Genomic DNA, 21994 nt, shown 5'->3' with positions numbered 1-21994 from the left:
ATCCCTGGCGGCTCTTTGCGCCATCATAGGCGGATTGACGGAAAAGTCGAAGGGCCATGGCATGCCATGGCCCTCCTGTTTAGAGGTGGATCACTGCACCGTCTGCCGGTATCAGCACCCGGTCCGTCATTGCCTGCTCTGTCAGAAAGTCGCTCAGCTCGGCACGGGATAGCATGGCGTGATTGACCGCCTCCATGTGGCTGGCAATCAGGGTGGCCTGCGGCGCCGCCTGGTAGACAGCATGGAGATCTTCCTTGTTCATGATGATGGAGCCCAGGCCGGGGATCTGGGCATCGCCGCTGTTGAGGATGATGACCTCGGGTTGGTGGCGCTGCAGGCTCATGGCCACATCATGATTCCAGACGGTGTCTCCTGCCAGATAGAGTGATTTCTCCTGGGGATGGTTGAAGATGATGCCACACACCTCACCCAGTCTGTCTCCCAGTGCACCCATGATCTCATCGCTGCCATGCTGGCCCGCCGTCTTGAGCAAGCTGATGCCTGAGAATGTCAGCTCCTCTTCCAGGATGCGCACATCCTCGAAGCCGGCCGCTTGAATGGTTTCGGCATCTTTCTGGTGCTGCACGAACAGAGGCAGTCTCTTGGGGATCAGCCGCTGGGCTGTCTCATCCCAGTGATCGAGGTGATCGTGGGTGACGATGACGGCATCGACATCGAGCAGCTGGGCCATGGGCAGGGGCAGCTCGACCAAGGGGTTGCGCAGATGGCTGTTGGCCGTTCCTTCGAAGGCGGGATAGCTGCCCTTGGGGGCCAACATGGGATCCACGAGGAAGCGTGTACCGGCATAGTCGATGAGCAGGGTGGCATTACGAACCTGAGTAATCTTCATGGCTGACTCCGTGATATGGGTAAATGTGCGACCAGTATGGGGGAGTCTATGGATCGGCAGCAGTGGCCCATGGGTCGATATTCGATACAATCGGGCCAATATTGCTGAACGGGAAAAGTGATATTTCTTTTATGACCGACTCTTGAAAGCCGATTTGATGACCTTATATAGAGGATAAGGCTGAAACGCTCGCTAGAGGTTTCGACCAGGTGCCCGTCCACTGGGAGGGCAAACAGCAAGCTATCGCTCAAAAGAGGATACTTTTATGCGTTCTATCGATTTTTCTCCGCTCTATCGTTCTGCTATCGGTTTCGATCGTCTGGCCAATCTCATTGAGTCGGCGGCCAGCAACGGCAATGCCGGTTATCCCCCCTACAACATCGAACAGTTGGGCGAGAATGACTACCGCATCAGCATGGCGGTGGCGGGCTTTACCCAGGATGAGCTGGAGTTGAGCTTCCAGGAGAACCTCCTGACCGTGAAGGGGAGCAAGCAGGCCGACACCGATCGCAACTATCTCTACCAGGGCATCGCCGAGCGTGGTTTCGAGCGTCGCTTCCAGCTTGCCGACTATGTGCGAGTCAAGGGGGCAGATCTCAAGAACGGCTTGCTCCATATCGAGTTGATGCGTGAAGTGCCTGAGGCGATGAAGCCGCGCAAGATTGCCATCAACGGTTGAGACCCTGTGAATTGTTCGGGTGCCGTCACCGGGCTCGTTGAAAACTGACCTGTTGCTTATTAGAAGGATAGGATTATGCGCAACCTCGATTTATCTCATCTCAATTCCAATGCCGTCGGCTTCGATCGCATGGCTCATGAACTGAAAGCACTGCATGAGCAGAAGAATGCGTATCCCCCTTACAACATCGAGAAGCGGGAGCAAGACAGCTATCGCATCACCATAGCCGTCGCTGGTTTTGAGCAAGACGAACTGGAGCTTGAAACCGAACTGGGCACCCTCAAGGTGAAGGGCCGCAAGGCGGCCATTAAAGAGGATCGCCACTTCCTCCATCAGGGGATTGCCGAACGTGACTTCGAGCTGGCCTTCAAGCTGAGCCAGCATGTCGAGGTGCAGGGGGCCAGACTCGAGCATGGTCTGCTCACCATCGACCTGGCCCGTGAGCTGCCTGAAGCGCTCAAGCCACGCGCCATCCCCATCGGCAAACCTGACGCAATGACATTGCCGAGTTAAGCCAACCAGTCATGAAAAGGCCTGCATATTTGCAGGCCTTTTTTGTGTCTGTCCGTTGCGGGGTCAACCAGCCCTGGCCCGAGTCTCGGCCCCATAGAGTGCATTGATCTCCTCGGCCAGAATGGCGACACCACGGCGCACCAGCTCTTCATTCTGGGCATAGTTGAGGCGGATGCACTCCTGGCTGTGACGCCAGCTCGGATCCTCTATGCCCGGGAAGAAGTAGTGGCCAGGCACGATCAGCAGGTTCTTCTGCTTGAGGCGCTCGTAGAGCTCCTGACAGTGGATCGGCAAGTCTTCGAACCAGAGCCAGAGGAAGAGGGCACCCTCCGGCTTGTGGATATGGAAGCGTGAGTCCGGGATCGCATCGCGCAGCAAGCTGACGGCCAGGTCGGCTCGCTGGCGATAGAAGGGCTTCACCACCTCTTCACTCAACTTGATGATCTCGCCACTCTCGATCAGCGGTATGGTCAACGCCGGTCCCAGGCTGCCCGGCGCCAGATTGATGATGCCGCTCAGGTTGGTGATGGCCTGGATGATGGGTTCATCGGCGATGACGATGCCGCAACGGGTGCCCGGCAGGCCCAGTTTGGAGAGGCTCATGCAGAGGATGGTGTTGAGGTTCCAGAATGGTTTGGCCTGGCTGAAGATAATCCCGGGGAAGGGCACCCCATAGGCATTGTCGAGGATCAGCGGAATGCCCTTGTCGCGGGCGATCTGGTCCAGATGCTCTATCTCTTCATCGGTCAATACATTACCGGTCGGATTGGTGGGGCGTGAGACACAGATAGCACCGATGTCATCCCCTACACGCAGACTCTCGAAGTCGACATGGTACTTGAACTGGCCATCCGGCAGCTTCTCTATGGTTGGCTTGTAGGCAACGAAGTGATCCTCCCCAAGGGCGGAGTCACCGTAGCCGATATATTCGGGGGCCAGGGGGAAGAGGATCTTCTTCTTGCGGCCATCGGCGAAATCACCGGCCAGCAAATTGAACAGATAGAAGAAGGCGGTCTGGCTGCCGTTGGTGAGGGCTATGTTGCGAGCCGAGATATCCCAGCCCAGCTCGGCCTTGAGCAGCTTGGCCAATGCGTGGGTAAACCTGTCTTTGCCCTGGGGGCCATCATAGTTGGCCATGGCCTTGATCAGTTCACCACTGTCGAGCAAGGTCTGTGCCTCCTGCTGGAAGCGCTCCAGCATGGCCGGTATGGGGGCCGGGTTTCCGCCCCCCAGCATGATGGCGTCCGGATTGGTCAGCCCCTGATTGAGATCATCCATGAGTTGGGTGATACCGGCGTGGCGAGTGAACTTCTCGCCGAATACAGAAAATTCCATTCGGTAACGCTTCCAAAAATCGGCTACGGGGATGTAGCACCTTAGCTCAGTTTAAAAGCGGGTGTCGATGAAAAAATCCCTTGTTCCACGTGGAACAAGTTGGCCTATTTCCCTGGTGGTGAGATTCGCCAATATCTGGCTTAAATTTGTACAGTGATTGAGTTCCGCTTGGCTATAAACATGAGGTTTTTAAGTAAAATATATAAATATCAATACGTTGTGATTATGGCATGAGAATTGGAATAGTCAGGCTGTCATAGCGACTCACACCGGAGAAACGAATATGAAGAGCCTGATCACTACCTTGATATTGAGCACCCTGAGCCTGTCTGTCATGGCCGATGATGCCGCCAGACCCGAACTGGATCTGGCGAGTTTGCAGCAAGAGATCCACGAGCAGCAACAGCAGGCCTCCCGGTCCGTGGTGGCCGATGCCATGGCCAATCTGAGACAGCTCCCCCTTGATACCCTGGTGACAGAGATCAGCCCGGCCGTGTCGACCGCTCCCCGCAGCTGAGTTGTTGCATCGGAGTCGGTCCCCTGTGCTGGCGGAAGAGAGCGATGAAGGCGCTGCTGCTGGAGAACTCCCGCGCTGTGGCCACCCGGCTGATGGGCATGGCTTTGGCCAGCAGCGCCAGGGCGCGTAGCAGGCGCCATTGCTGACGCCAGGCCTGATACGTCGGTATCGCTCATGAAGATGCGACCTGTGTTCTTGTCACTGGCACCTGCCCGTTCGGCCAGCCGGTTGAGCCGATCGGGCTGTGGCGTGCAAGAGAAGGAGCGATAGGCGAGCACGCCACGCATCAGCACTGGGGAGTGCCCGCGGGGATCCAGGCTGCCTGACTGGGAGAGAGCAGACAGATTCGGTTATCCAGCTCGATGCTCATCGAACTGGCCTACTCTATGCTGCTCAGCCGGGGCTGGCAGTGGCTGCGATTGTGCAGGACCTCGGGTTTTTGCTTGGGGGTTGTGGTTTGCTTACTTGACTGTGTCGCGGACGACGTTCCACGTGAAACGTCAGCTGCCGATAAAACGGTAGCCGATCCCGGGCTCCGTCTCGATCAGGCTGGGTTGCTGGGGGTTATCCCCCAGCTTCTTGCGCAGGCTGGCGATGACGATTCGCAGGTAGTGGGTATCTTCCTTGTGGCTGGGGCCCCAGATCTCATTGAGTAGCTGGGTCTGCAAGACCAGTTTTCCCGGGTGGCAGACCAGGGTCTGCAACAGGGCAAACTCCTTGCGCGAGAGGGTGATCTCCTCGCCGCGCAGGCTTACCCTGTGATTGCCTATCTCCAGAGTTAGATCGCACTGGGGGAAGTGGCGGCAGTCGCCACTGCTGGCACCTGCCCGCTGCCTGAGCAGTACCCTGATCCGGGCCATCATCTCCCCAATGCCGAAGGGTTTACTCATGTAGTCGTTGGCGCCCGCATCCAGCAGCCTGACTTTCTCCTGCTCCGAATCCCGCGCCGACAGGATCAAGACAGGGTGGGGGTGATGGGCCCGAATGGCTTGCAACACCGTCAGACCATCGCCGTCTGGCAGACCCAGATCCAGAATGACCAGATCAGGATTGAGGTGACGATACTGGGCTAACCCCTCCTGCACACTGGCCGCTTCGCTCACCTGATGGCCCTCGGCGATCAGGCTGATGCGCAAAAAGCGCCGGATCGGGACCTCGTCATCTATGACCAAGATATGGGCCATCTGCTCTCCTGAAGTTCATTTTCACTCCCTGTTGTTGCTGTCCCATCATGGTCTGGCCATCTCCATCTCAGCCTGCCCATCGGGTGTATTGAGGGCCAAAGGCAGAGAGATACGCATGCAGGTGCCGTTGCCATTGGGGCCGGCGAAGGCCCAGATACGACCGCCATGGGCCTCTATCATAGCGCGAGAGATGGCCAGGCCAAGCCCGGTGCCACGACTGCCACTGTCTCCCACGGGTTGGGTGTAGAAGAGATTGAAGATCTTGTCTCTGTCTGCGGCGGCGATGCCGACCCCGATGTCGATGATATCCATGATGAGATCGGGCTCGGCCAGCATGACTCGAAACTCGATAGGCGTGCCAGCCGGGGAGTAGCGGGAGGCGTTATCCAGGATGTTGACCAGCACTTGCTCGAGCAGGGCACCGTGGACATAGAGGAGGGGCGGGGTCTGATCGAAATGGATCAACAAGGCATGCTGGCGCCAGGACGTATCGAGTCGGCGACGGGCACTCTCCACCAGATCGGCCAGACTCACCCAGTCGCGCTTGAGCTGGAAGTCCGGGGAGCCAATGCGGGTCATATCCAGCAGGTTCTGCACATAGCTGTGCAGACGTTGCGCCTCTTCCTGCACCGAATGGAGCAGCTCATCCCTGTCCTGTTGACCAATTCTGTCGCCGTACTCCAGGAGCGTGCTGCCAGCCCCCATGATGGCGGCCAGTGGTGTCTTCAGGTCATGGGAGACGGAGGAGAGCAGGGCGGCTCGCATCCTGTCCGTTTCCGCCTGCAACTGGCTCTGGGCCAGCCGCTCATTCAGTTCGATACGGGCAAGGGCGGCACGGATATCGGTCAGCAGGGCCTGCAACTGGTGTTCGGCAGAGGCAGAGAGGGGTTGGGCCAGACGGATACCAAGGGCCAGTTCGGGGGTGAGGGGGTGATACTGAGCCTCGGCGGCGTTGAGGGTGGCGGTGTAGGCCCCGGCGCTCTGTTGTTGGGAGAGGCTCCAGTCGATGGCTGCCTTGTCGGTCTGGCCAGGCAGGTAGGGGATGGTACCTGCGCGATCCTGATAGAGGTTATCGATGGCGAAGGCGGGTTGGGCCAGGGCCAGGGAGATGGCTTGCGCACCTTGGCGCAACACCTCCTCCGGACCGTTGGCACTGGCCAGCTCCTGGCTGAGGGAGAGCAGGGCGGTGCCGAGCTGCTGTGTCTCACGCAACCCGATCAGTTGCTGACGTTGGCGAGAGGCGAGTCGCCCTGCCGCTATGCCGACGATGAACAGCACGAACAGGGTCAGCAGGTCGCTGTGACTGTGTACCGTCAGGGAGAAATAGGGGGCGGTGAACAGCAGGTTATGGGCGAGAAAGCCCAGTATGGCGGCCAGAATGGCGGGCAGCTGACTGGTGGTGAGCGCCGTGGCCAGCACCCCCAGCACAAACAGCAGTGGCAGGGAGGCGGCGGGTAACCAATGAGACAGACCCCAGGCAATGGCCGAGGTGATGGCCATGATGGCAACCGCCAGCAGGCACTGACCGATCTGTCCCGGGGGGGCTTCACGCAGCACGGGGCCCCCGTGATGGGGGCCCGTATCAACCAGGGTAATCTCCAGTCCCCTGGCACGCTGCAACAGGTGCTGCACCAGGGATCTGCGCCAGGGGGCCTTGTGGGGCTTGCCAAGCAGCAGCTGCGAGGCCTGCTGCTGGGCCGCCGTCTCCATCAGGGTATCGGCTACCGCCGGGCTGGAGAGGGTCAGCACCTTGGCACCCAGTTGGGCGGCCAGGGCCAGGGCCTGCTCCAGTTCGGCCGACCGCTGCCCGCGACTATCCACATGCACCACCAACCAGGGCAGCTGGCGGCGCTGGGCGAGGCGATGGCCGTGTCGCACCAGGGCCGGGCCATGTTGTTCACCGAGACAGACCATCAGCTTGCCGCGCAGGGGCTGGGTACTCTTGCCGGCCGCCTGCCACTGCAACTGCAGATCTCCCTCCACATGACTGGCCGCGGTCTGCATCGCAAGTTCGCGCAGGGCGGTGAGGTTGTTGAGAGAGAAGAAGGAGTGCAGGGCCGCCATGGCCTGCTGGGGCACATAGACCTTGCCCTCGCGCAGGCGATCGAGCAGCTCGCGCGGAGGCAGATCGATCAGCACCAGGCTGTCGGCTTCCAGCAAGACGCTGTCTGGCAGCGTCTCCCTGACCCTGACCCCCGTCAGTTGCCATACCAGATCGTTGAGGCTCTCCAGATGCTGCACATTGAGGGTGGTATAGACGTCGATACCGGCATCGAGCAGCTCCTGCACATCCTGCCAGCGCTTCTCATGGCGGCTCCCCGGGGCGTTGCTGTGTGCCAGTTCATCGACCACGGCGATGGCGGGTTTGCGGGTCAGCAGGCCATCGAGGTCCATCTCATCGAGCCGTTGCTGACGATGCAGATGGGTCTTGCGCGGCAAGATAGCCAGCTGATCGAGCAGGGCCAGGGTCTCCTGGCGGCCATGGGTCTCCACCACACCTATCAGTATGTCCGTCCCTTCCCTGGCCTGTTCCCGTGCCGCCTGCAACATGGCGTAGGTCTTGCCTACGCCAGGGGCCGCGCCCAGAAAGACCTTCAGCCTGCCTTTGCTCTCCTCTGCCAGGCTGGCCAGCAGGGCATCGGCCCTCTGCTCATCACGCATCCTTTTCCTTATCGAGCACCAGATTCAGCTCGAGAATATTGACGATTTGCGGGCCTAGGATACCAGCTTGTGCCCGGGACTTGACCAGATCCGTCAGCTGTTCTGGATCCAGTTGCCTGGCCTGGGCGACGCGGGCCACCTGAGCCAGCACGGCATCGAGGGGCAGCTGCGGGTCCAGCCCTGAACCTGAACGGGTCAGCATGGCGGGGGAGTTATCCTGTCCGGCGGCGGCTTGCTGATGGGCAAACTCGGCGCGCAGCGGGGAGCTCATCCCCAGATTGCTGCCGCCACCCCCCACGCTGGCATAGGCGCTGGCGGAGGGGCGGGAGTGGAAGTACCCCTCCTTGCTGAACGACTGGGCCAGCAGGGCGCTGCCGACAAGCTTGTTCTCCTTGCTGATAATCTGGCTGCCATTGGCCTGCCAGGGAAAGATGATCTGGGACACCAGGGTGACGGTCAGCGGGTAGGCGGCGCCGAGCAACAGGGTCAGGGTGAGCAGTGTTCTGATGGCTATCATGATTTGTCCTTCTTCCTGGCGTTCGGCCGGTGACGGCGAACGCGATGAATCGGGGGCCTGCATCAGTGGCCCCCATGGGGTTTTGCTACACCAGGCCAAAGCCGGTGACGACGAGATCGATGAGCTTGATGCCGACAAAGGGAACCAGCAGCCCGCCGAGGCCATAGACCAGCAGGTTGCGGCGCAGCAGGCTGGCGGCACTGCCACTCAGACTGACGCCACGCAGGGCTAGAGGCACCAGCGCTACAATGATCAGGGCGTTGAAGATGATGGCCGACAAGATGGCGCTCTGGGGGCTGCCAAGCTGCATCAGGTTCAACGCATCAAGCTGCGGGTAGGCGGCAATGAACAGGGCGGGCAGTATGGCGAAATATTTGGCCACATCGTTGGCGATGGAGAAGGTCGTCAGGGCTCCCCGGGTCACCAGCAACTGCTTGCCGACCTGCACCACGTCCAGCAACTTGGTGGGGTTGGAGTCCAGGTCAATCAGGTTGCCCGCCTCCTTGGCGGCCTGGGTGCCCTCGTTCATGGCCAGACCCACATCGGCCTGGGCCAGGGCCGGGGCGTCATTGGCGCCATCGCCGCACATGGCCACCAAGCGTCCACCCGCCTGCTCCTGACGGATATAGGCCAGCTTCTTCTCCGGCGTTGCTTCGGCGATGAAGTCATCCACTCCGGCCTCGGCGGCGATGGCGGCGGCGGTGAGCGGGTTGTCCCCGGTGATCATCACGGTGCGGATGCCAAGATGGCGCAACATCTGGAAGCGCGCCTTGATACCGGGCTTGATGATGTCCTTGAGAGTGACGGCCCCGAGCAGTTTCTCCTGATTGCAGACCAGCAGCGGGGTGCCACCCTGACGCGCAATCTTCTCCACCGCCAGGCGGATTGGCTCGACCAGCTGTTTGGGGGTCATTCCCAGATAGGCGAGGACGGCATCGACGGCCCCTTTGCGATACTGAAGATGACCCCGATCCAGCCCGCTCAACCGGGTCTCGGCACTGAAGGGGATCAGGCGATCATCCGGGTCCAGGCTAGGCCTGGTCTGGCTCTTGGCCGCCAGGGTCAGGATGGATTTCCCCTCTGGGGTGTTATCGCCAAGGGAGGCCAGCATGGCCGCCTGAGCCAGCATGGCGGGTTCTATGCCGGGCGCCGGAATGAACTCGTCCGCCATGCGGTTGCCGAAGGTGATGGTCCCCGTCTTGTCGAGCAAGAGCGTGCGAACGTCCCCGGCCGCTTCGACCGCCCGACCCGATTTGGCAATGACATTGAGCTTTACCAGCCGGTCCATGCCGGCGATACCGATGGCGGAGAGCAGGCCGCCGATGGTGGTCGGGATCAGGGTGATAAAGAGCGCGATCAGATAGAGTCTGGGCACCTGGCTGCCGTTGTAGCCGAGGAACCAGGGCAGGGTTGCGACCACCAACAAGAAGATCAGGGTCAGTCCGACCAGCAGGGCATCGAGGGCCATCTCATTCGGGGTCTTCTGGCGTTTTGCTCCTTCGACCAATGCAATCATTCTGTCGAGGGTGCTCTCGCCTGGATTCTGGGTGACGCGCACCCAGATCCTGTCCGACACAACCTGGGTGTTGCCGGTGACACCACTGCGATCCGTACCGGACTCGCGAATGACGGGGGCAGATTCCCCGGTGATGGCGGCCTCGTTGACCGAGGCGATCCCGGCGATGACCTCACCATCCGCCGGTATGGTCTCGCCACTGCAGACCAGCACCATGTCCCCCTTCACCAATTGACTGGCGGGGATCCAGCTGCCGAGACTGTCCTCCGGGGAGCTGACCCAGCGTGCCTGAAGCTGGCTCATGCCCGCCTTCAGACTGTCGGCCCTGGCTTTGCCTCTCCCCTCGGCCAGCGCCTCGGCAAAGTTGGCAAACCAGAGGGTCAGCCACAACCAGGCCGTGAGCTGCCAGGCCAGGCTGGCAGTTACCCCGGAGAAGGGCTGGCCAAGCAGGGACTCTATGGTAGCCATCAGCGCCGCCAGCCAGAGCGTAAAGAGGATGGGGCTGGCCAGCAGCGCCTTGGGGTGGAAGCGCCGCAGCGCCGTGATGGCGGCCTGGGCCAGCAAGGAGTGACTCTTGCCGCTGGTGGCGTCCCCAGTCAGCGAATTGGCATTGGATAGGCTCATGGTTGAACTCCTAGCAGCAGATGTTCGGCGACGGGTCCCAGTGCCAGCACGGGCAGGAAGGAGAGGCCGCCCATCAGCAGGACAGTGATGATAAGCAAGGTAATAAACAGCGGGCCGCGTACCGGGAAGTCCCCGTCGCCCCGCTCCTGGGTGGGTGCCTTGGCGAGTTGGCCGGCGATGGCGAGTACCGGGATGATGTAGCCAAAGCGACCAAGCAGCATGGCCAGGGCGATGGCTACACATTGCCAGCTGTCGGCGGCGCCGAAACCGGCGAAGGCGGAGCCGTTGTTGCCCGCCGCCGAGGCGTAGGCATAGAGCAGCCGAGACAGGCCGTGGGGGCCATCGTGACCGATGATGGCTTGCGAGCCGGGCATCAGCAGGGTGAGGCCACCGATCACCAATACCCCGACCGGCATGACCAGCATGCTGGCAACGACCCACTTCATCTCAGTGATGCCGAGTCGCTTGCCGAGGTAGCTGGGGGTGCGCCCCACCATGAGTCCGCACAGGAAGACGGTCAGCAACACGAACAGCATCATGCCGTAGATACCGGCACCGACGCCGCCAAACACCACCTCGCCCAGCAACATGTTGATCATGCCGACCATGCCACCCAGGGGGGTGAAGCTGTCATGCATGGCATTGACCGAACCGTTGGAGGCGGCAGTGGTCGCCACTTCCCAGATGCTGGACAGCACAGGGCCGAAGCGGCTCTCCTTGCCCTCCCAGTTACCCGCCTGACTGCTCAGTTGCGCCAGATTGGGATCTGCCTTGAGCTCCTGGCTGATGGCGAGGCTGAGCCCCAGTACCAGCAGCAGGGTCATGGCCACCAGGATGGCGCGGCTGTGGCCCGCATCCTTCACGTAGCGGCCCAGGGTGCAGACCATGGCGGCGGGCAGGGTCAGCAGGGTGACCATCTCCAGCCAGTTGGCGAGGGCGGTCGGGTTCTCGAACGGATGAGCCGAGTTGACCCCGAAGAAGCCGCCCCCGTTGGAACCGAGCTGCTTGATGGCAATCTGCGAGGCGGCAGGACCCAGCGGCATTAGCTGCTCCTGTCCTTCCACACCATGGAATGGCAGGTAGGCAGACAGACTCTGGGGAACCCCTTGCCAGACCAGCAGCAGGGCCATGATCAGCGCCATGGGCAGCAAGACATAGAGGCAGAAGCGCACCAGATCGCGCCAGAAGTTGCCCAGATGATGGGTCTGTTGGCGGGACAAGCCACGGAACAGGGCGATGGCCACAGTGGCCCCGGTACCGGCCGAGACGAAGTTCTGGGTCGTGAGCCCGACCATCTGGCTGAAATAGGAGAGGCTGGCTTCACCGGAATAGGCTTGCCAGTTGGTGTTGGTCATGAAGCTGACCGCGGTATTGAGGGCCAGGGACCAGCTCAACCCTGGCAGCTCTTGTGGGTTGAGGGGCAGCAGTCCCTGGGCCATCAGGATCAGGAACAGCAGACCGGCACCTGCGCCGTTGAAGGCGATCAGACTCAGGCCATAGGACTTCCAGTCCTGCTCCCGGCCATCGGTGCCACAGCAACCCAGGGTGAGGCGCTCGAGGGGGGCCAACCAGCTGACCCGTCCCTCGAAGACCCGGTGAATATAAGCACCCAGCCAGGGGGCGGGGAGCAGTACCAGCAGCACGAAGGCGGCCGGGTAGAGATAGGCTTGCCACATGATGGTTTCCTCACTCATGGCTGCGCGTCAGAGCGCGAGCCAAGTAACAGACGAGGGCGAGGACAAGCAGTAGATACAGCCAGTTCATAGCGACTCCATAGCGAAATTTCCAAGGTCGGATTTGACCCTGAAAGCATATGGAACAAGGGCGTAAAGGCGCCATAAAGTGGCCGGTGGTTGGCGTAAAATTACCGTAAAAAGATAGGGTTAACGTAATTTCATCGCAGCGTGCATCGCTGGTGCGGCAGAAAGAAAAACCCGGCACTTGGCCGGGTTTGAGACTCAGAAGTGGACCTTGTCGAATGGTCACGAACTCTTCGGCATTGGTGGGATGGGAAGGGGAACGCTGTTCCCCGTTACTCAGCCTCAACGCATCGTTACGAACTCTTCGGCGCTGGTCGGATGAATGGCCACGCAGTTGTCGAAGTCCGCCTTGGTGGCGCCCATCTTCATGGCCACGCCGAAGCCTTGCAGGATCTCGTCCATGGCGAAACCTATGCCGTGCAGGCCAACCACCTTCTCCTCTGGCCCGACACAGACCAGCTTCATGCGGGTGGGCTGGCGATGCTGGGTCAGCGCCGAATACATGGCGGTGAACTGGCTGCGATAGACCTTGATCTGATCTTCACCATATTGGGCGATGGCCTCGGGTTCGGTCAGGCCTATGGTGCCGATGGGGGGGTGGCTGAACACCACGGTCGGCACCAGATCGTAGTTGAGGTGCTCGTCTGGCTTGTTGTTGAACAGCCGCTCGGAGAGGCGACGGCCGGCGGCGACGGCTACCGGGGTGAGCTGGATGCGGCCGGTGTTGTCACCCACTGCATAGATGCCGGGGACCTGGGTGTTCTGGAACTTGTCGGTCTGGATATAACCCTTGGCATCCAGGGTGACCCCGGCAACGGCCAGGTTGAGCCGGTCGGTGGCAGGCGCGCGACCTATGGCCCAGATCAGACAGTCGACGGTCAGATGGCGGCCATCTTCCAGTTGCAGGGTCAGGCTGTCATCGGCGTTCTTGATGATGGCTTTGGGCACGGCATGGGTGTGCAGCTTGGGGCCTTCGGCGGCCATGATCTCGACCAGGGTCTCCTGGACCATGGGATCGAAACTGCGCAGCGGGCCCTGCTTGCGCACCACCAGGTGGGTCTCCGAGCCCAGGGCCTGCATGACACCGGCGATCTCGACGGCGATATAACCTGCGCCGACCACGGCGACGCGTTTGGGCTGACTGCTCAAGGCGAAGAAGCCATCGGAATCTATGCCATGTTCGGCACCGGGAATAGTGGGGACTTCCGGATGACCGCCGGTGGCGATCAGTATGTGATCGGCGCTGTACTGCTCGCCATTGACCTCGATCGTCTTGCCATCGATGAAGCGGGCGAAGCCCTTGATGACGGTGATCTTGTTCTTGCCGAGCACATTCTCATAGGAGTGGTGAATGCGGCTGATGTAAGCCTGGCGTGACTCGACCAGTTTGGCCCAGCTGAAGTGGTTGAGTGTGGTATCGAAGCCGTAGTCGGCGCCATATCTGAGCGCATCGGCGATCTGGCCGGCATACCACATGGCTTTCTTGGGCACACAACCGACGTTGACACAGGTACCCCCCAGCTCTTTTGCTTCGATCAGGGCTACTTTTTTGCCATGCATGGCGGCGCGATTGGCCGAGGCGATACCGCCACTGCCGCCGCCGATGGCGATATAGTCAAAATGCTGTGCCATGGGTGTGGCTCTCCACTTGTTTAGGGTGCAATACCCGATGATGGGGACAAAAGCACCGGCTCACAAGAGCCGGCGTCCAGTTATCTGTCGATGGGTGCCATCGAACGCCAGCATCAAACGGGCAGCCAGGTCGGGCTCAGCTGACCTGCATGGGGACGCTGATGTGGAATTGGGCACCGTGGCCGGGGTCGCTGCTGCAGTGAATGCGGCCGCGCAACAGCTGCACCACCAGGTTGTAAATGATGTGACAACCGAGCCCGCTTCCCCCTTGGCCACGCTTGGAGGTGACGAAGGGATCGAAGATGCGCGGCAATATGGCGGCCGGGATGCCACGGCCGTTGTCCGAGTAGTCGATCACCAGCCTCTCATCCCGGCGCTCTACCCTGATGGTGATCTTCTTGGGTCTGTCCCAATCGTCGAAACCGTGATGGATGGAGTTGAGGATCAGGTTGGAGTAGATCTGGGTGAAGCTGCCGGGGAAGGAGTAGAGGCTGAGCTTGGGATCGCACTGTATATCCAGCTCGCACTGGGCCTTCTTGAGCTTGTGACCGAGGGAGACCACCACCTGATGCAGGTTGTCGGAGACATTGAAGCTGTATCGCGCCTCCGAGGATTGATCGACCGCCACCTGTTTGAAGCTGGCAATCAGCTCGGAGGCCCGACGCAGATTGCTCTGCAACAGCTGCATGGACTCATCCAGATTGAGGGTGAATTCGTTGAGATAGCTGCGTGACAGCTGTTTGGCATCAAGGTGCTGTTTGAAGGCGGTCACCTGCTCCTGCAGATAGGAGGAGGCGGTCACACTGATGCCGATTGGCGTGTTGATCTCATGGGCAACCCCGGCCACAAGGGATCCCAGAGAGGCCATTTTTTCCGACTCCACCAGGGTCTGCTGGGCCTGCTTCAGGTCATCATAGGCCTGACCCAGCTGCTCGTTGGCGTCGCTCAGGCTGCGGGTACGCTCCTGCACTTTTCCTTCAAGCTGCTCGTTGAATTCGGTGATCTCCCGCTCGATCAGCTTGAGTCGGGTGATGTCATAACCAAAGCCTATCAAGTACTTGAGCGCTTCTCCCTCATAGAAAGGGGCGAAGGTCCACTGCAAGGTGAGCTCGCAGCCGTCTTGATCGCGCATCAGCAACTCTTCATCCTCAATCTTCTCCTGCGCCGCTATGCGGGCCCGGATGGGGTCGCGCTGGGCCTCATCCACGAACAGCTCCAGCCAGTTGTGACCCTGGATCTCCTGCTGGTGGTAGCCGGTGAGCAGTATGGCTGCCGGGTTGACGCTGGCGATGGTGAGATCGGGATCCAGGCAGCAGATGACCATGTTGGCCGAGTTGATCAGGGTGGCGGAGAAGTCGCGCTCTTGCTGCAACTGCTCGGCGGATTGATGGCGGGCCATGAGTTCGTCCTGCAAGCGGCTGCCCATCTCGTTGAGGGTGGCAACCAGGGTATCGAGCTCATCGGGCTTCTTGCGGGGCAGGGGGCGCCCCTCCAGGGCGAGGGAGATCGCGAGGCGATCCAGATTGAACTGCTCCGTGTACTGGGCGATGCGGTGCAGGTGCCTGATCACCAGATAGTAAATGATGAACAGTATGCAAAACGAGACCACCAGGGTCTTGATGGTCTGGCTGACCAGTATTAGCACGGACTTTTCTATAAGCCGTTGATAAACCTGGTCAAGAGAGGCGGCGACGAAGAGCTTGCCGACCAGCTCACCCTGATAGGTCAGGGGAAACTCGCGGGAGATGTCATAGCTGTCCCGCTCTGCCCCCTGGGTCAGCAGCGGTACTTCCGAGCTGCCCAGCATCTCCTTGACCATGACGAACTGCATGTTAGGCAGGTTCATGATGCCCTCTATCTGCACCTTGACCTGCTCTTCATCCAGGTTCCACAGGCTGGCGGAGATGGGTTGGAGAAAGGAGGCGTGGATCTGGTCAATGCTGCCCTCGATGAGCGCCACATCCTTGCGGTAGTCCCAGACGAGCTGCAGCGCCGTGATGATGAAGGCCAGGACGGTGCTGCAGATGAGGATGTAAGAGAGCAGCCGATAGGAGAGTCCGTTAAAGCCAAAGGCTTTTGCGGTCTGAGGGAAGAGTCCTGACATGGCGTCCTTGCGGTCTGGATAGTGAGGGGCTCAGTCTAACCGCTTCGTTTCCGGCTGTCGTGGGGGTTTGCCACAAGCTGTGCGCGAGCCGAGGGTTTGCAGGCAAAGGCTTGATTATTGCTGTCGGAGCCTACATCTTAGATGGTCCAAGCAAAATAATAAGGCTTCTGGACAGCAGGGGCTTAGAGATGAGGTACGACAGGATGAATAACCCTTTGCTGACAATGGACTCCTTGCCGCTTTTCAGCCGCATTCAGCCTGAGCATGTCCAGCCTGCCGTGGCGCAGGCGATATCTGATAGCAAACAGAAGATCCAGGATGTACTGACCCAGACGGAATCCCACACCTGGGACAGCCTGATCGCCCCTCTGGAGGAGGTCAACGATCGCCTGGCCCGCATCTGGTCACCCGTCAGCCACCTGAACGCCGTCATGAACAGCGAGGCGCTGCGTGCCGCCCACGATGCCTGCCTGCCGCTGTTATCCGAATTCCAGACCTATGTCGGCCAACACGAGGGGCTCTACCAGGCCTATCGCGAGCTGGCCCAGAGCGATGATTTTCCCCGGCTCGGCGCCGCCCAGCGCAAAGAGATAGAGAACACCCTGCGCGATTTTCGTCTGTCCGGCATCGGCCTGCCCGCCGAGCAGCAACTGCGCTACGGCGAGATCCAGGCGCGCCTCTCCGAGCTGGCCTCCCGCTTTAGCAACAATGTGCTGGATGCGACCATGAGCTGGAGCAAGCTGGTGAGCGACGAGGCCGAACTGGCTGGTTTGCCCGCGAGCGTGCTGGCCGCCGCCAAACAGTTGGCTACGGCGCGGCAGCAGCAGGGCTGGCTGTTTACCCTGGATATTCCCTCCTACCTGCCGGTGATGATGTATGCCGACAGCCGGGCGCTGCGTGAAGAGCTGTATGCGGCTTACTGCACCCGCGCCTCGGATCAGGGCCCGAATGCGGGCAAGTGGGACAACAGCGCCATCATGACCGAGCTGCTCTCCTTGCGCCGCGAGCTGGCTCAGTTGCTCGGCTTTGCCAATTACGCCGAGTTGTCCCTGGCCACCAAGATGGCGGACAAACCGGAACAGGTGGTGGGCTTCCTCACCGACTTGGCCGAGAAATCCCTGCCCCAGGGGCGGGTCGAACTCGACGAAATCCGCGCCTTCGCCGCCGAGCATCATGGCCAGAGTGAGCTCTCAGCCTGGGATCTCGCTTATTACGCCGAGAAGCTCAAGCAGCACAAGTTCTCCATCTCGGATGAACAATTGCGCCCCTATTTCCCGGCGGGCAAGGTCGTCCATGGCCTGTTCGAGGTGGTACGCCGGGTCTTTGGCATGAAGGTACGCGAGCGTTACGGCATCGAGACCTGGCATCCGGATGTGCGCTTCTTCGATATTTTCGACAGTGAAGACGAGCTGCGTGGCAGCTTCTATCTGGATCTCTATGCTCGGGAACACAAGCAGGGCGGGGCCTGGATGGATGTCTGCCTGGGTCGTCGTTATCGTCAGGATGGCTCACTGCAAAACCCGGTGGCCTACCTGACCTGCAACTTCAATGGCCCGGTCGACGGCAAGCCGGCACTCTTCACCCACAACGAAGTGGTGACCCTGTTCCACGAGTTTGGCCACGGCATACACCATATGCTGACCCAGATAGATGTGGCCGGGGTGGCGGGCATCAACGGTGTGGCCTGGGATGCGGTCGAGCTGCCCAGCCAGTTCCTCGAAAACTGGTGCTGGGAGTCCGAGGCGCTCTCCTTCATCTCCAGCCACCATGAGACGGGGGACCCTCTGCCCGAGGATCTGCTGGTCAAGATGCTGACGGCCCGCAACTTCCAGGCGGCGATGCAGATGCTGCGCCAGCTGGAATTTGCCCTGTTCGACTTCCGTCTGCACCAGGAGTTTGATCCGGCCAAGCCGGATCAGATCCCGGCGTTGCTGGCCGAGGTGCGCAGCCAGGTCGCCGTGCTGACGCCTCCCGCCTTCAACCGCTTCCAGCACAGCTTCTCCCACATCTTCGCCGGTGGTTACGGGGCTGGCTATTACAGCTACAAGTGGGCCGAGGTGCTGTCGGCGGATGCCTTCTCCCGTTTCGAGGAGGAGGGGATCTTCAACCCCCAGACGGGCCAGGCGTTCCTGACTCATATTCTGGAGAAGGGAGGGTCCAAGGAGCCGATGGAATTGTTCCGTGCCTTCCGGGGGAGAGAGCCTCAAGTGGATGCACTTTTACGCCATAGCGGGATCGCAGCCTGATTTTCGTAATAAAAAGGGACCTTTGGTCCCTTTTTTAACGTAATTTGAATGCCTTGCGATGACCCGATTTGCACTGACCTGCGCTCTTGAGTAGAGTCGCCCTTCATACTTAAAGGAGAGAATGCATCTTGCCATGAGGCGAGCACTCACATCTGTCTACCGGATCATGTCAAACCTGTCTCACACCAGTGGGCTGGGGTATTTTGACAGCTTCGTGACTGAACTCGCGGCGGCGGTACAGGCAGACGTTGTATTGATCGCGGGGCGAGATAGCAGCGGTCTGGGGTTCGAGATCCATGCCGCCTATCCGGCCACCCTGGGCATGAGGGGGGAAGTGTTCCCCATCGCCGCTACGCCCGGAGAGATAGTGCTGCAACAAGGTGAAGCCTGGTTCAGCGATCGCTTGCCCCAGCTGTTTCCCCTCGCCACCATCTTCATGACCCATGATGAGGTGCGCGGCTATGCGGGCATCGCCCTCAAGAATGCCCATGGCGAGACCATAGGCCTCTGCAGCCTCTGGTTCCATCAGGGCCAGGAGTGCATGGACAGGGTGATGAGTGTGCTGCGCCTGCTGGCCCCCCTGGCTGGCCGCGAGCTGGCTCTCGGCCTGCCTCAGACCCCGAGCCCCTCTCTCCTTCCTTCCCCCGCCATGGATGCCATGCTGGCACATGCCCCGGTCGGTATCGGCAAGCTGGATCTGCAGGGGCGGCTCCTGTGGGCGAATCCGGCCATCGCCAACATCTTGGGTTATCGCGAGGAGGAGTTGCTGCACAGAACGGCCGCCGAGCTCCACCACCCGGAGGATTGGCTGCGCAGCCTGGCGAGCTATGGGGAGCTGGTGCGTGGGGAGCGCAGTGCCGTCACCCTGGAGAAGCGCTACCGCCACAAGGAGGGCCATGACCTCTGGGGCCGGGTCACCCTGACCCTGGTACGCAATGATCGCCAGGAGCCGGAACACCTGATGCTGCTGCTGGAGAACATAGATGACGCCCGCCGTCATGCCGAGCAGCTCAAGCTCTCCCACCGGGTCTATGACAATCTCTCCGAAGCCATACTGGTGTGCGATGCCGAGAGTCGCATCATCTCGGTCAACCCGGCCTTCGAGCGGATCACCGGCTATTGCAGTGAGGAGGCTTGTGGTCAGCGCCCCAGCCTGCTCAAGTCAGGGCTCCATGATGAGGCTTTCTATGCCGACATGTACCATACCCTGTCCCGGGTCGGTATCTGGCGTGGCGAGGTGTGGAACAAGCGCAAGAATGGCAAGCTCTACCCCCAGCAGCTGATGATCAGCGCCCTGCGCGAAGGGGGCAAGATCACCCAATATATCGCCATCTCCAGCGATATTTCCCAAACCAAGCTCGCCGAACAGAAGATTGCGACCCAGGCCAACTACGACAACCTCACCGGCCTGCCGAACCGCTGGCTGTTTGGCCGCAGCCTGACCCGCTTCTGTGAGCGGGGCGAGCGCTTCGCGCTCATGGTGCTGGATCTCAACAACTTCAAGGCGGTCAACAACAGCATGGATCACCATGTGGGGGACGCCCTGCTGCGGGAGGTCTCCGATCGACTGGTGAGTCGGGTACGCACCGAGGATCTGGTGGCCCGCATCGGCGGTGACGAGTTCGCCTTCCTGGTGCCAGGCATCGTCAGTCGCCGCCAGGCCGAGGTGTTTGCCAAACAGGTGCAGGGCAGCTTCGCCCGTCCGTTCATGCTGGCCAATCAGCAGCTCTATGTGACGGCAACCATAGGTGTCACCCTCTGCCCGGGCGATGGCAGCGAGAGCGATGAGTTGCTGCGCAATGCCGAGCAGGCGCTGTTTGCTGCCAAACGTAAGGGGCGGCCCCTCGACAGCTACTGCGCCGCCATGCGTGAAGAGGTGCGCCAGCGCCACCAGATGCAGCAGGATCTGGCGGAGGCCATCAAGCAAGAGCAGCTGACCATGGCGTATCAGCCGATCTGGGACAATCGCAGCGGGCGGGTGGCCAAGCTGGAGGCGCTGGTGCGCTGGTATCACCCGCAGTGGGGGCAGGTATCACCGGCTGACTTCATTCCCCTGGCAGAGGAAGCTGGCCTGATCCAGAGCCTGGGAGCCCTGGTATTGTGGCAATCCTGCCGCGATCTGGCTCGCCTGCAGGGCTCGAGTTTCCCCGAGCTGCAGATGTCCATCAATCGCTCCACCCTGGAGTTCCAGACCATAGATCCCCAGGCCTCCGAATGGTTGAGGGTGATTGAGCACTTCCAGCTGAGCCCGAGCGACATCATCATCGAGATCACCGAATCGCTGTTGATGGAGAGCAGCGATCAGCACAGGATCCGCATCGAGGCCCTGCGCCAGGCTGGCTGCAAGCTGGCCATCGACGACTTCGGCACCGGTTATTCGGCACTCACCTATCTGCGCACTTTCCCGGTGGATCTGGTCAAGATAGACCGCAGCTTCGTGCGCCACATCCCCTTCAACGAACAGGACAGCATGCTGCTCGATGGCATCATCAACATAGTGCACAACCTCGGCATGCAGGTGGTGATCGAGGGGGTGGAGACCCGGGAGCAGCTCAACTTCCTCTGCCACAAAGGCTGTGCCTTTACCCAGGGCTATCTGCTCAGCAGGCCGCTGGCCTTCGATGATCTGGTCAATTATCTGGAACTGAATCGGAACGGCATGAGCCTGCCCATCGTGAGCTGAGTTGCCGCTTCTGCTATCATGGCCGCCATGTCCGCTGCCATGAGTGCCCCCATGTATCCTATCCTGGTTTCCTGTGAAGCCCCTGCCCGCGCTGGCGAGCTCCATGACCTGCATCAACGGCTGGCCGGGGTCAGCTTCGCCGCTCCCTTCGCCCTGGTCCTCACCGAGACCAGACTGGAGCTGCGCAAGCTGGATGAAGAGAAGCTGGGGGCCGTCTTTGTCGATTTCGTAGAGGGCGCCGTGGCCCACAGACGCAAGTTTGGTGGCGGCCGGGGTCAATCCATCGCCAAGGCAGTTGGCCTCAAGGCCGGGGCCAATCCGACCGTGGTCGATGCGACCGCTGGCCTGGGACGCGATGCCTTCGTGCTCGCCTCACTCGGCTGCAAGGTGACCATGATAGAGCGCAGCCCTGTGGTGGCGGCCTTGCTGGCAGATGGTCTGGTGCGGGCGGCGCAAGATCCCTATATCGGTGCCTGGGTGAGCGAGCGGATGCAGCTGATCCAGGGGCCCGCTGCCGAGCAGTTGCTGGCCCTGTCCGAGCGACCCGAGGTGGTCTACCTCGATCCCATGTTCCCCCACAAGCAAAAGTCGGCGCTGGTGAAGAAGGAGATGCGGGTATTCCAGTCCCTGGTGGGGGCGGATCTCGATGCGGATGCCCTGTTGCCGGCGGCGCTCAAGATGGCGCAGCGACGGGTGGTGGTGAAACGGCCATCTTATGCGGGCTGGCTCGATGAGAACAAACCCAGCATGGCGATCGAGACCAAGAACAACCGCTTCGATGTCTATGTGATGGCGGCGCTGACCCAGGTCGTCGCCGACTGAGCGGGTCCATCCCGACTACCCCAGTGACAAAGAGAGAGGGCCAGCAATCGCTGGCCCTCTCTTCGTTCGCCGCAGGCTTGTCCCGCATCAGTCGGCCTGGGCCTTGAAATGGATATGGCGCGGCTCTCCCTGCCACGTCAGATCGAGGCTGATCAGCTCAGCCAGGCTGAGCCATTCGCCACTTGCCAGCAACAGAAACTCAACCCCATCCCGAGCCTGAATGGTTTCAATCTTGTCCTGCCAGCAGCGGTTATCCCGGGTGGTGAGGGTCAGTGGCAGTTGCCAGCGTGCGGCAATTTCGAGCCAGTCGTAGAGGTCACAGCTGATGGGCTGATAGTCTGCCATGGCGCT

16 protein-coding genes and 1 pseudogene are annotated in these 21994 nt (G+C 60.7%); 6 read left to right on the top strand and 11 right to left on the bottom strand.

Annotation, left to right across the window (positions count from 1 at the left end; translation table 11 throughout):
• Positions 1-79 precede the first annotated feature (79 nt).
• Positions 80-850 (bottom strand): MBL fold metallo-hydrolase, encoded by a 771-nt coding sequence (locus tag M2366_RS15450; protein ID WP_042043986.1) that lies wholly within the window; start codon positions 848-850, stop codon positions 80-82.
• Positions 851-1115: 265 nt separating this feature from the next.
• Here M2366_RS15450 and M2366_RS15445 point away from each other — a divergent pair, with 265 nt between their 5' ends.
• Together M2366_RS15445 and M2366_RS15440 are read left to right on the top strand one after the other, a co-directional pair.
• A complete protein-coding gene (locus M2366_RS15445; RefSeq protein WP_042043983.1) occupies positions 1116-1529 on the top strand; it encodes an Hsp20 family protein in 414 nt (137 codons plus the stop codon).
• Positions 1530-1604: 75 nt separating this feature from the next.
• A complete protein-coding gene (locus tag M2366_RS15440; RefSeq protein WP_042043982.1) occupies positions 1605-2042 on the top strand; it encodes an Hsp20 family protein in 438 nt (145 codons plus the stop codon).
• 63 nt (positions 2043-2105) lie between these two features.
• On the opposite strand, the gene M2366_RS15435 is transcribed toward M2366_RS15440, so the two are convergent.
• The gene (locus M2366_RS15435; protein ID WP_224431648.1) at positions 2106-3377 is read right to left on the bottom strand and encodes a valine--pyruvate transaminase; all 1272 of its coding nucleotides are present in this window, start codon (positions 3375-3377) and stop codon (positions 2106-2108) included.
• Between the two features lie 283 nt (positions 3378-3660).
• Between M2366_RS15435 and M2366_RS15430 the strand changes: the two genes are divergently transcribed.
• Complete coding sequence (locus M2366_RS15430) at positions 3661-3894, top strand: hypothetical protein (protein WP_259237296.1); 234 nt, start codon at positions 3661-3663, stop codon at positions 3892-3894.
• Here M2366_RS15430 and M2366_RS19860 read toward each other — a convergent pair.
• The 8 genes and pseudogenes from M2366_RS19860 to M2366_RS15390 all read right to left on the bottom strand — a co-directional run.
• Positions 3860-4273: pseudogene (locus tag M2366_RS19860) on the bottom strand (helix-turn-helix domain-containing protein); the annotation flags it as partial. The gene M2366_RS15430 and the pseudogene M2366_RS19860 sit on opposite strands and share 35 nt — an antisense overlap.
• A 121-nt stretch (positions 4274-4394) precedes the next feature.
• The gene (locus M2366_RS15420; protein WP_042043976.1) at positions 4395-5078 is read right to left on the bottom strand and encodes a response regulator; all 684 of its coding nucleotides are present in this window, start codon (positions 5076-5078) and stop codon (positions 4395-4397) included.
• 45 nt (positions 5079-5123) lie between these two features.
• On the bottom strand, positions 5124-7739 hold the full coding sequence (locus tag M2366_RS15415; protein ID WP_259270118.1) for a sensor histidine kinase KdpD: 2616 nt from the start codon (positions 7737-7739) through the stop codon (positions 5124-5126).
• Positions 7732-8256 carry a potassium-transporting ATPase subunit C gene (locus tag M2366_RS15410; RefSeq protein WP_259270117.1) on the bottom strand — a complete coding sequence of 175 codons (525 nt, stop codon included), beginning with the start codon at positions 8254-8256 and terminating at the stop codon, positions 7732-7734. The genes M2366_RS15415 and M2366_RS15410 overlap by 8 nt, the downstream gene beginning before the upstream one ends.
• Before the next feature lie 85 nt (positions 8257-8341).
• A complete protein-coding gene (gene kdpB, locus M2366_RS15405) occupies positions 8342-10396 on the bottom strand; it encodes a potassium-transporting ATPase subunit KdpB (RefSeq protein WP_259270116.1) in 2055 nt (684 codons plus the stop codon).
• On the bottom strand, positions 10393-12072 hold the full coding sequence (gene kdpA, locus M2366_RS15400; RefSeq protein ID WP_259270115.1) for a potassium-transporting ATPase subunit KdpA: 1680 nt from the start codon (positions 12070-12072) through the stop codon (positions 10393-10395). The genes kdpB and kdpA overlap by 4 nt, the downstream gene beginning before the upstream one ends.
• A 366-nt stretch (positions 12073-12438) precedes the next feature.
• Entirely contained in the window at positions 12439-13788 is a 1350-nt protein-coding gene (gene gorA, locus M2366_RS15395) for a glutathione-disulfide reductase (RefSeq protein ID WP_259270114.1), read from the bottom strand.
• Between the two features lie 136 nt (positions 13789-13924).
• The gene (locus tag M2366_RS15390) at positions 13925-15892 is read right to left on the bottom strand and encodes an ATP-binding protein (RefSeq protein ID WP_259270113.1); all 1968 of its coding nucleotides are present in this window, start codon (positions 15890-15892) and stop codon (positions 13925-13927) included.
• Positions 15893-16095: 203 nt separating this feature from the next.
• Here M2366_RS15390 and prlC point away from each other — a divergent pair, with 203 nt between their 5' ends.
• The 3 genes from prlC (at position 16096) to M2366_RS15375 (ending at position 21643) form a co-directional block, all read left to right on the top strand.
• Positions 16096-18138 carry an oligopeptidase A gene (prlC, locus tag M2366_RS15385; protein WP_259270112.1) on the top strand — a complete coding sequence of 681 codons (2043 nt, stop codon included), beginning with the start codon at positions 16096-16098 and terminating at the stop codon, positions 18136-18138.
• Between the two features lie 133 nt (positions 18139-18271).
• Positions 18272-20821 (top strand): bifunctional diguanylate cyclase/phosphodiesterase, encoded by a 2550-nt coding sequence (locus tag M2366_RS15380; RefSeq protein ID WP_259270111.1) that lies wholly within the window; start codon positions 18272-18274, stop codon positions 20819-20821.
• A gap of 51 nt (positions 20822-20872) precedes the next feature.
• Complete coding sequence (locus M2366_RS15375) at positions 20873-21643, top strand: class I SAM-dependent methyltransferase (protein WP_157014104.1); 771 nt, start codon at positions 20873-20875, stop codon at positions 21641-21643.
• 87 nt (positions 21644-21730) lie between these two features.
• Here M2366_RS15375 and M2366_RS15370 read toward each other — a convergent pair whose 3' ends face one another.
• Positions 21731-21988, bottom strand: coding sequence for a Rho-binding antiterminator (locus M2366_RS15370; protein WP_224431657.1), 258 nt, complete (start codon positions 21986-21988; stop codon positions 21731-21733).
• Between the last annotated feature and the right edge of the window lie 6 nt (positions 21989-21994).

The organism is Aeromonas sp. BIGb0405, assembly GCF_024807335.1.
Lineage (GTDB): Bacteria > Pseudomonadota > Gammaproteobacteria > Enterobacterales > Aeromonadaceae > Aeromonas > Aeromonas rivuli.
Note: the sequence above shows the minus strand (reverse complement) of the source record. Positions and strands in the feature narration are given on the sequence as shown.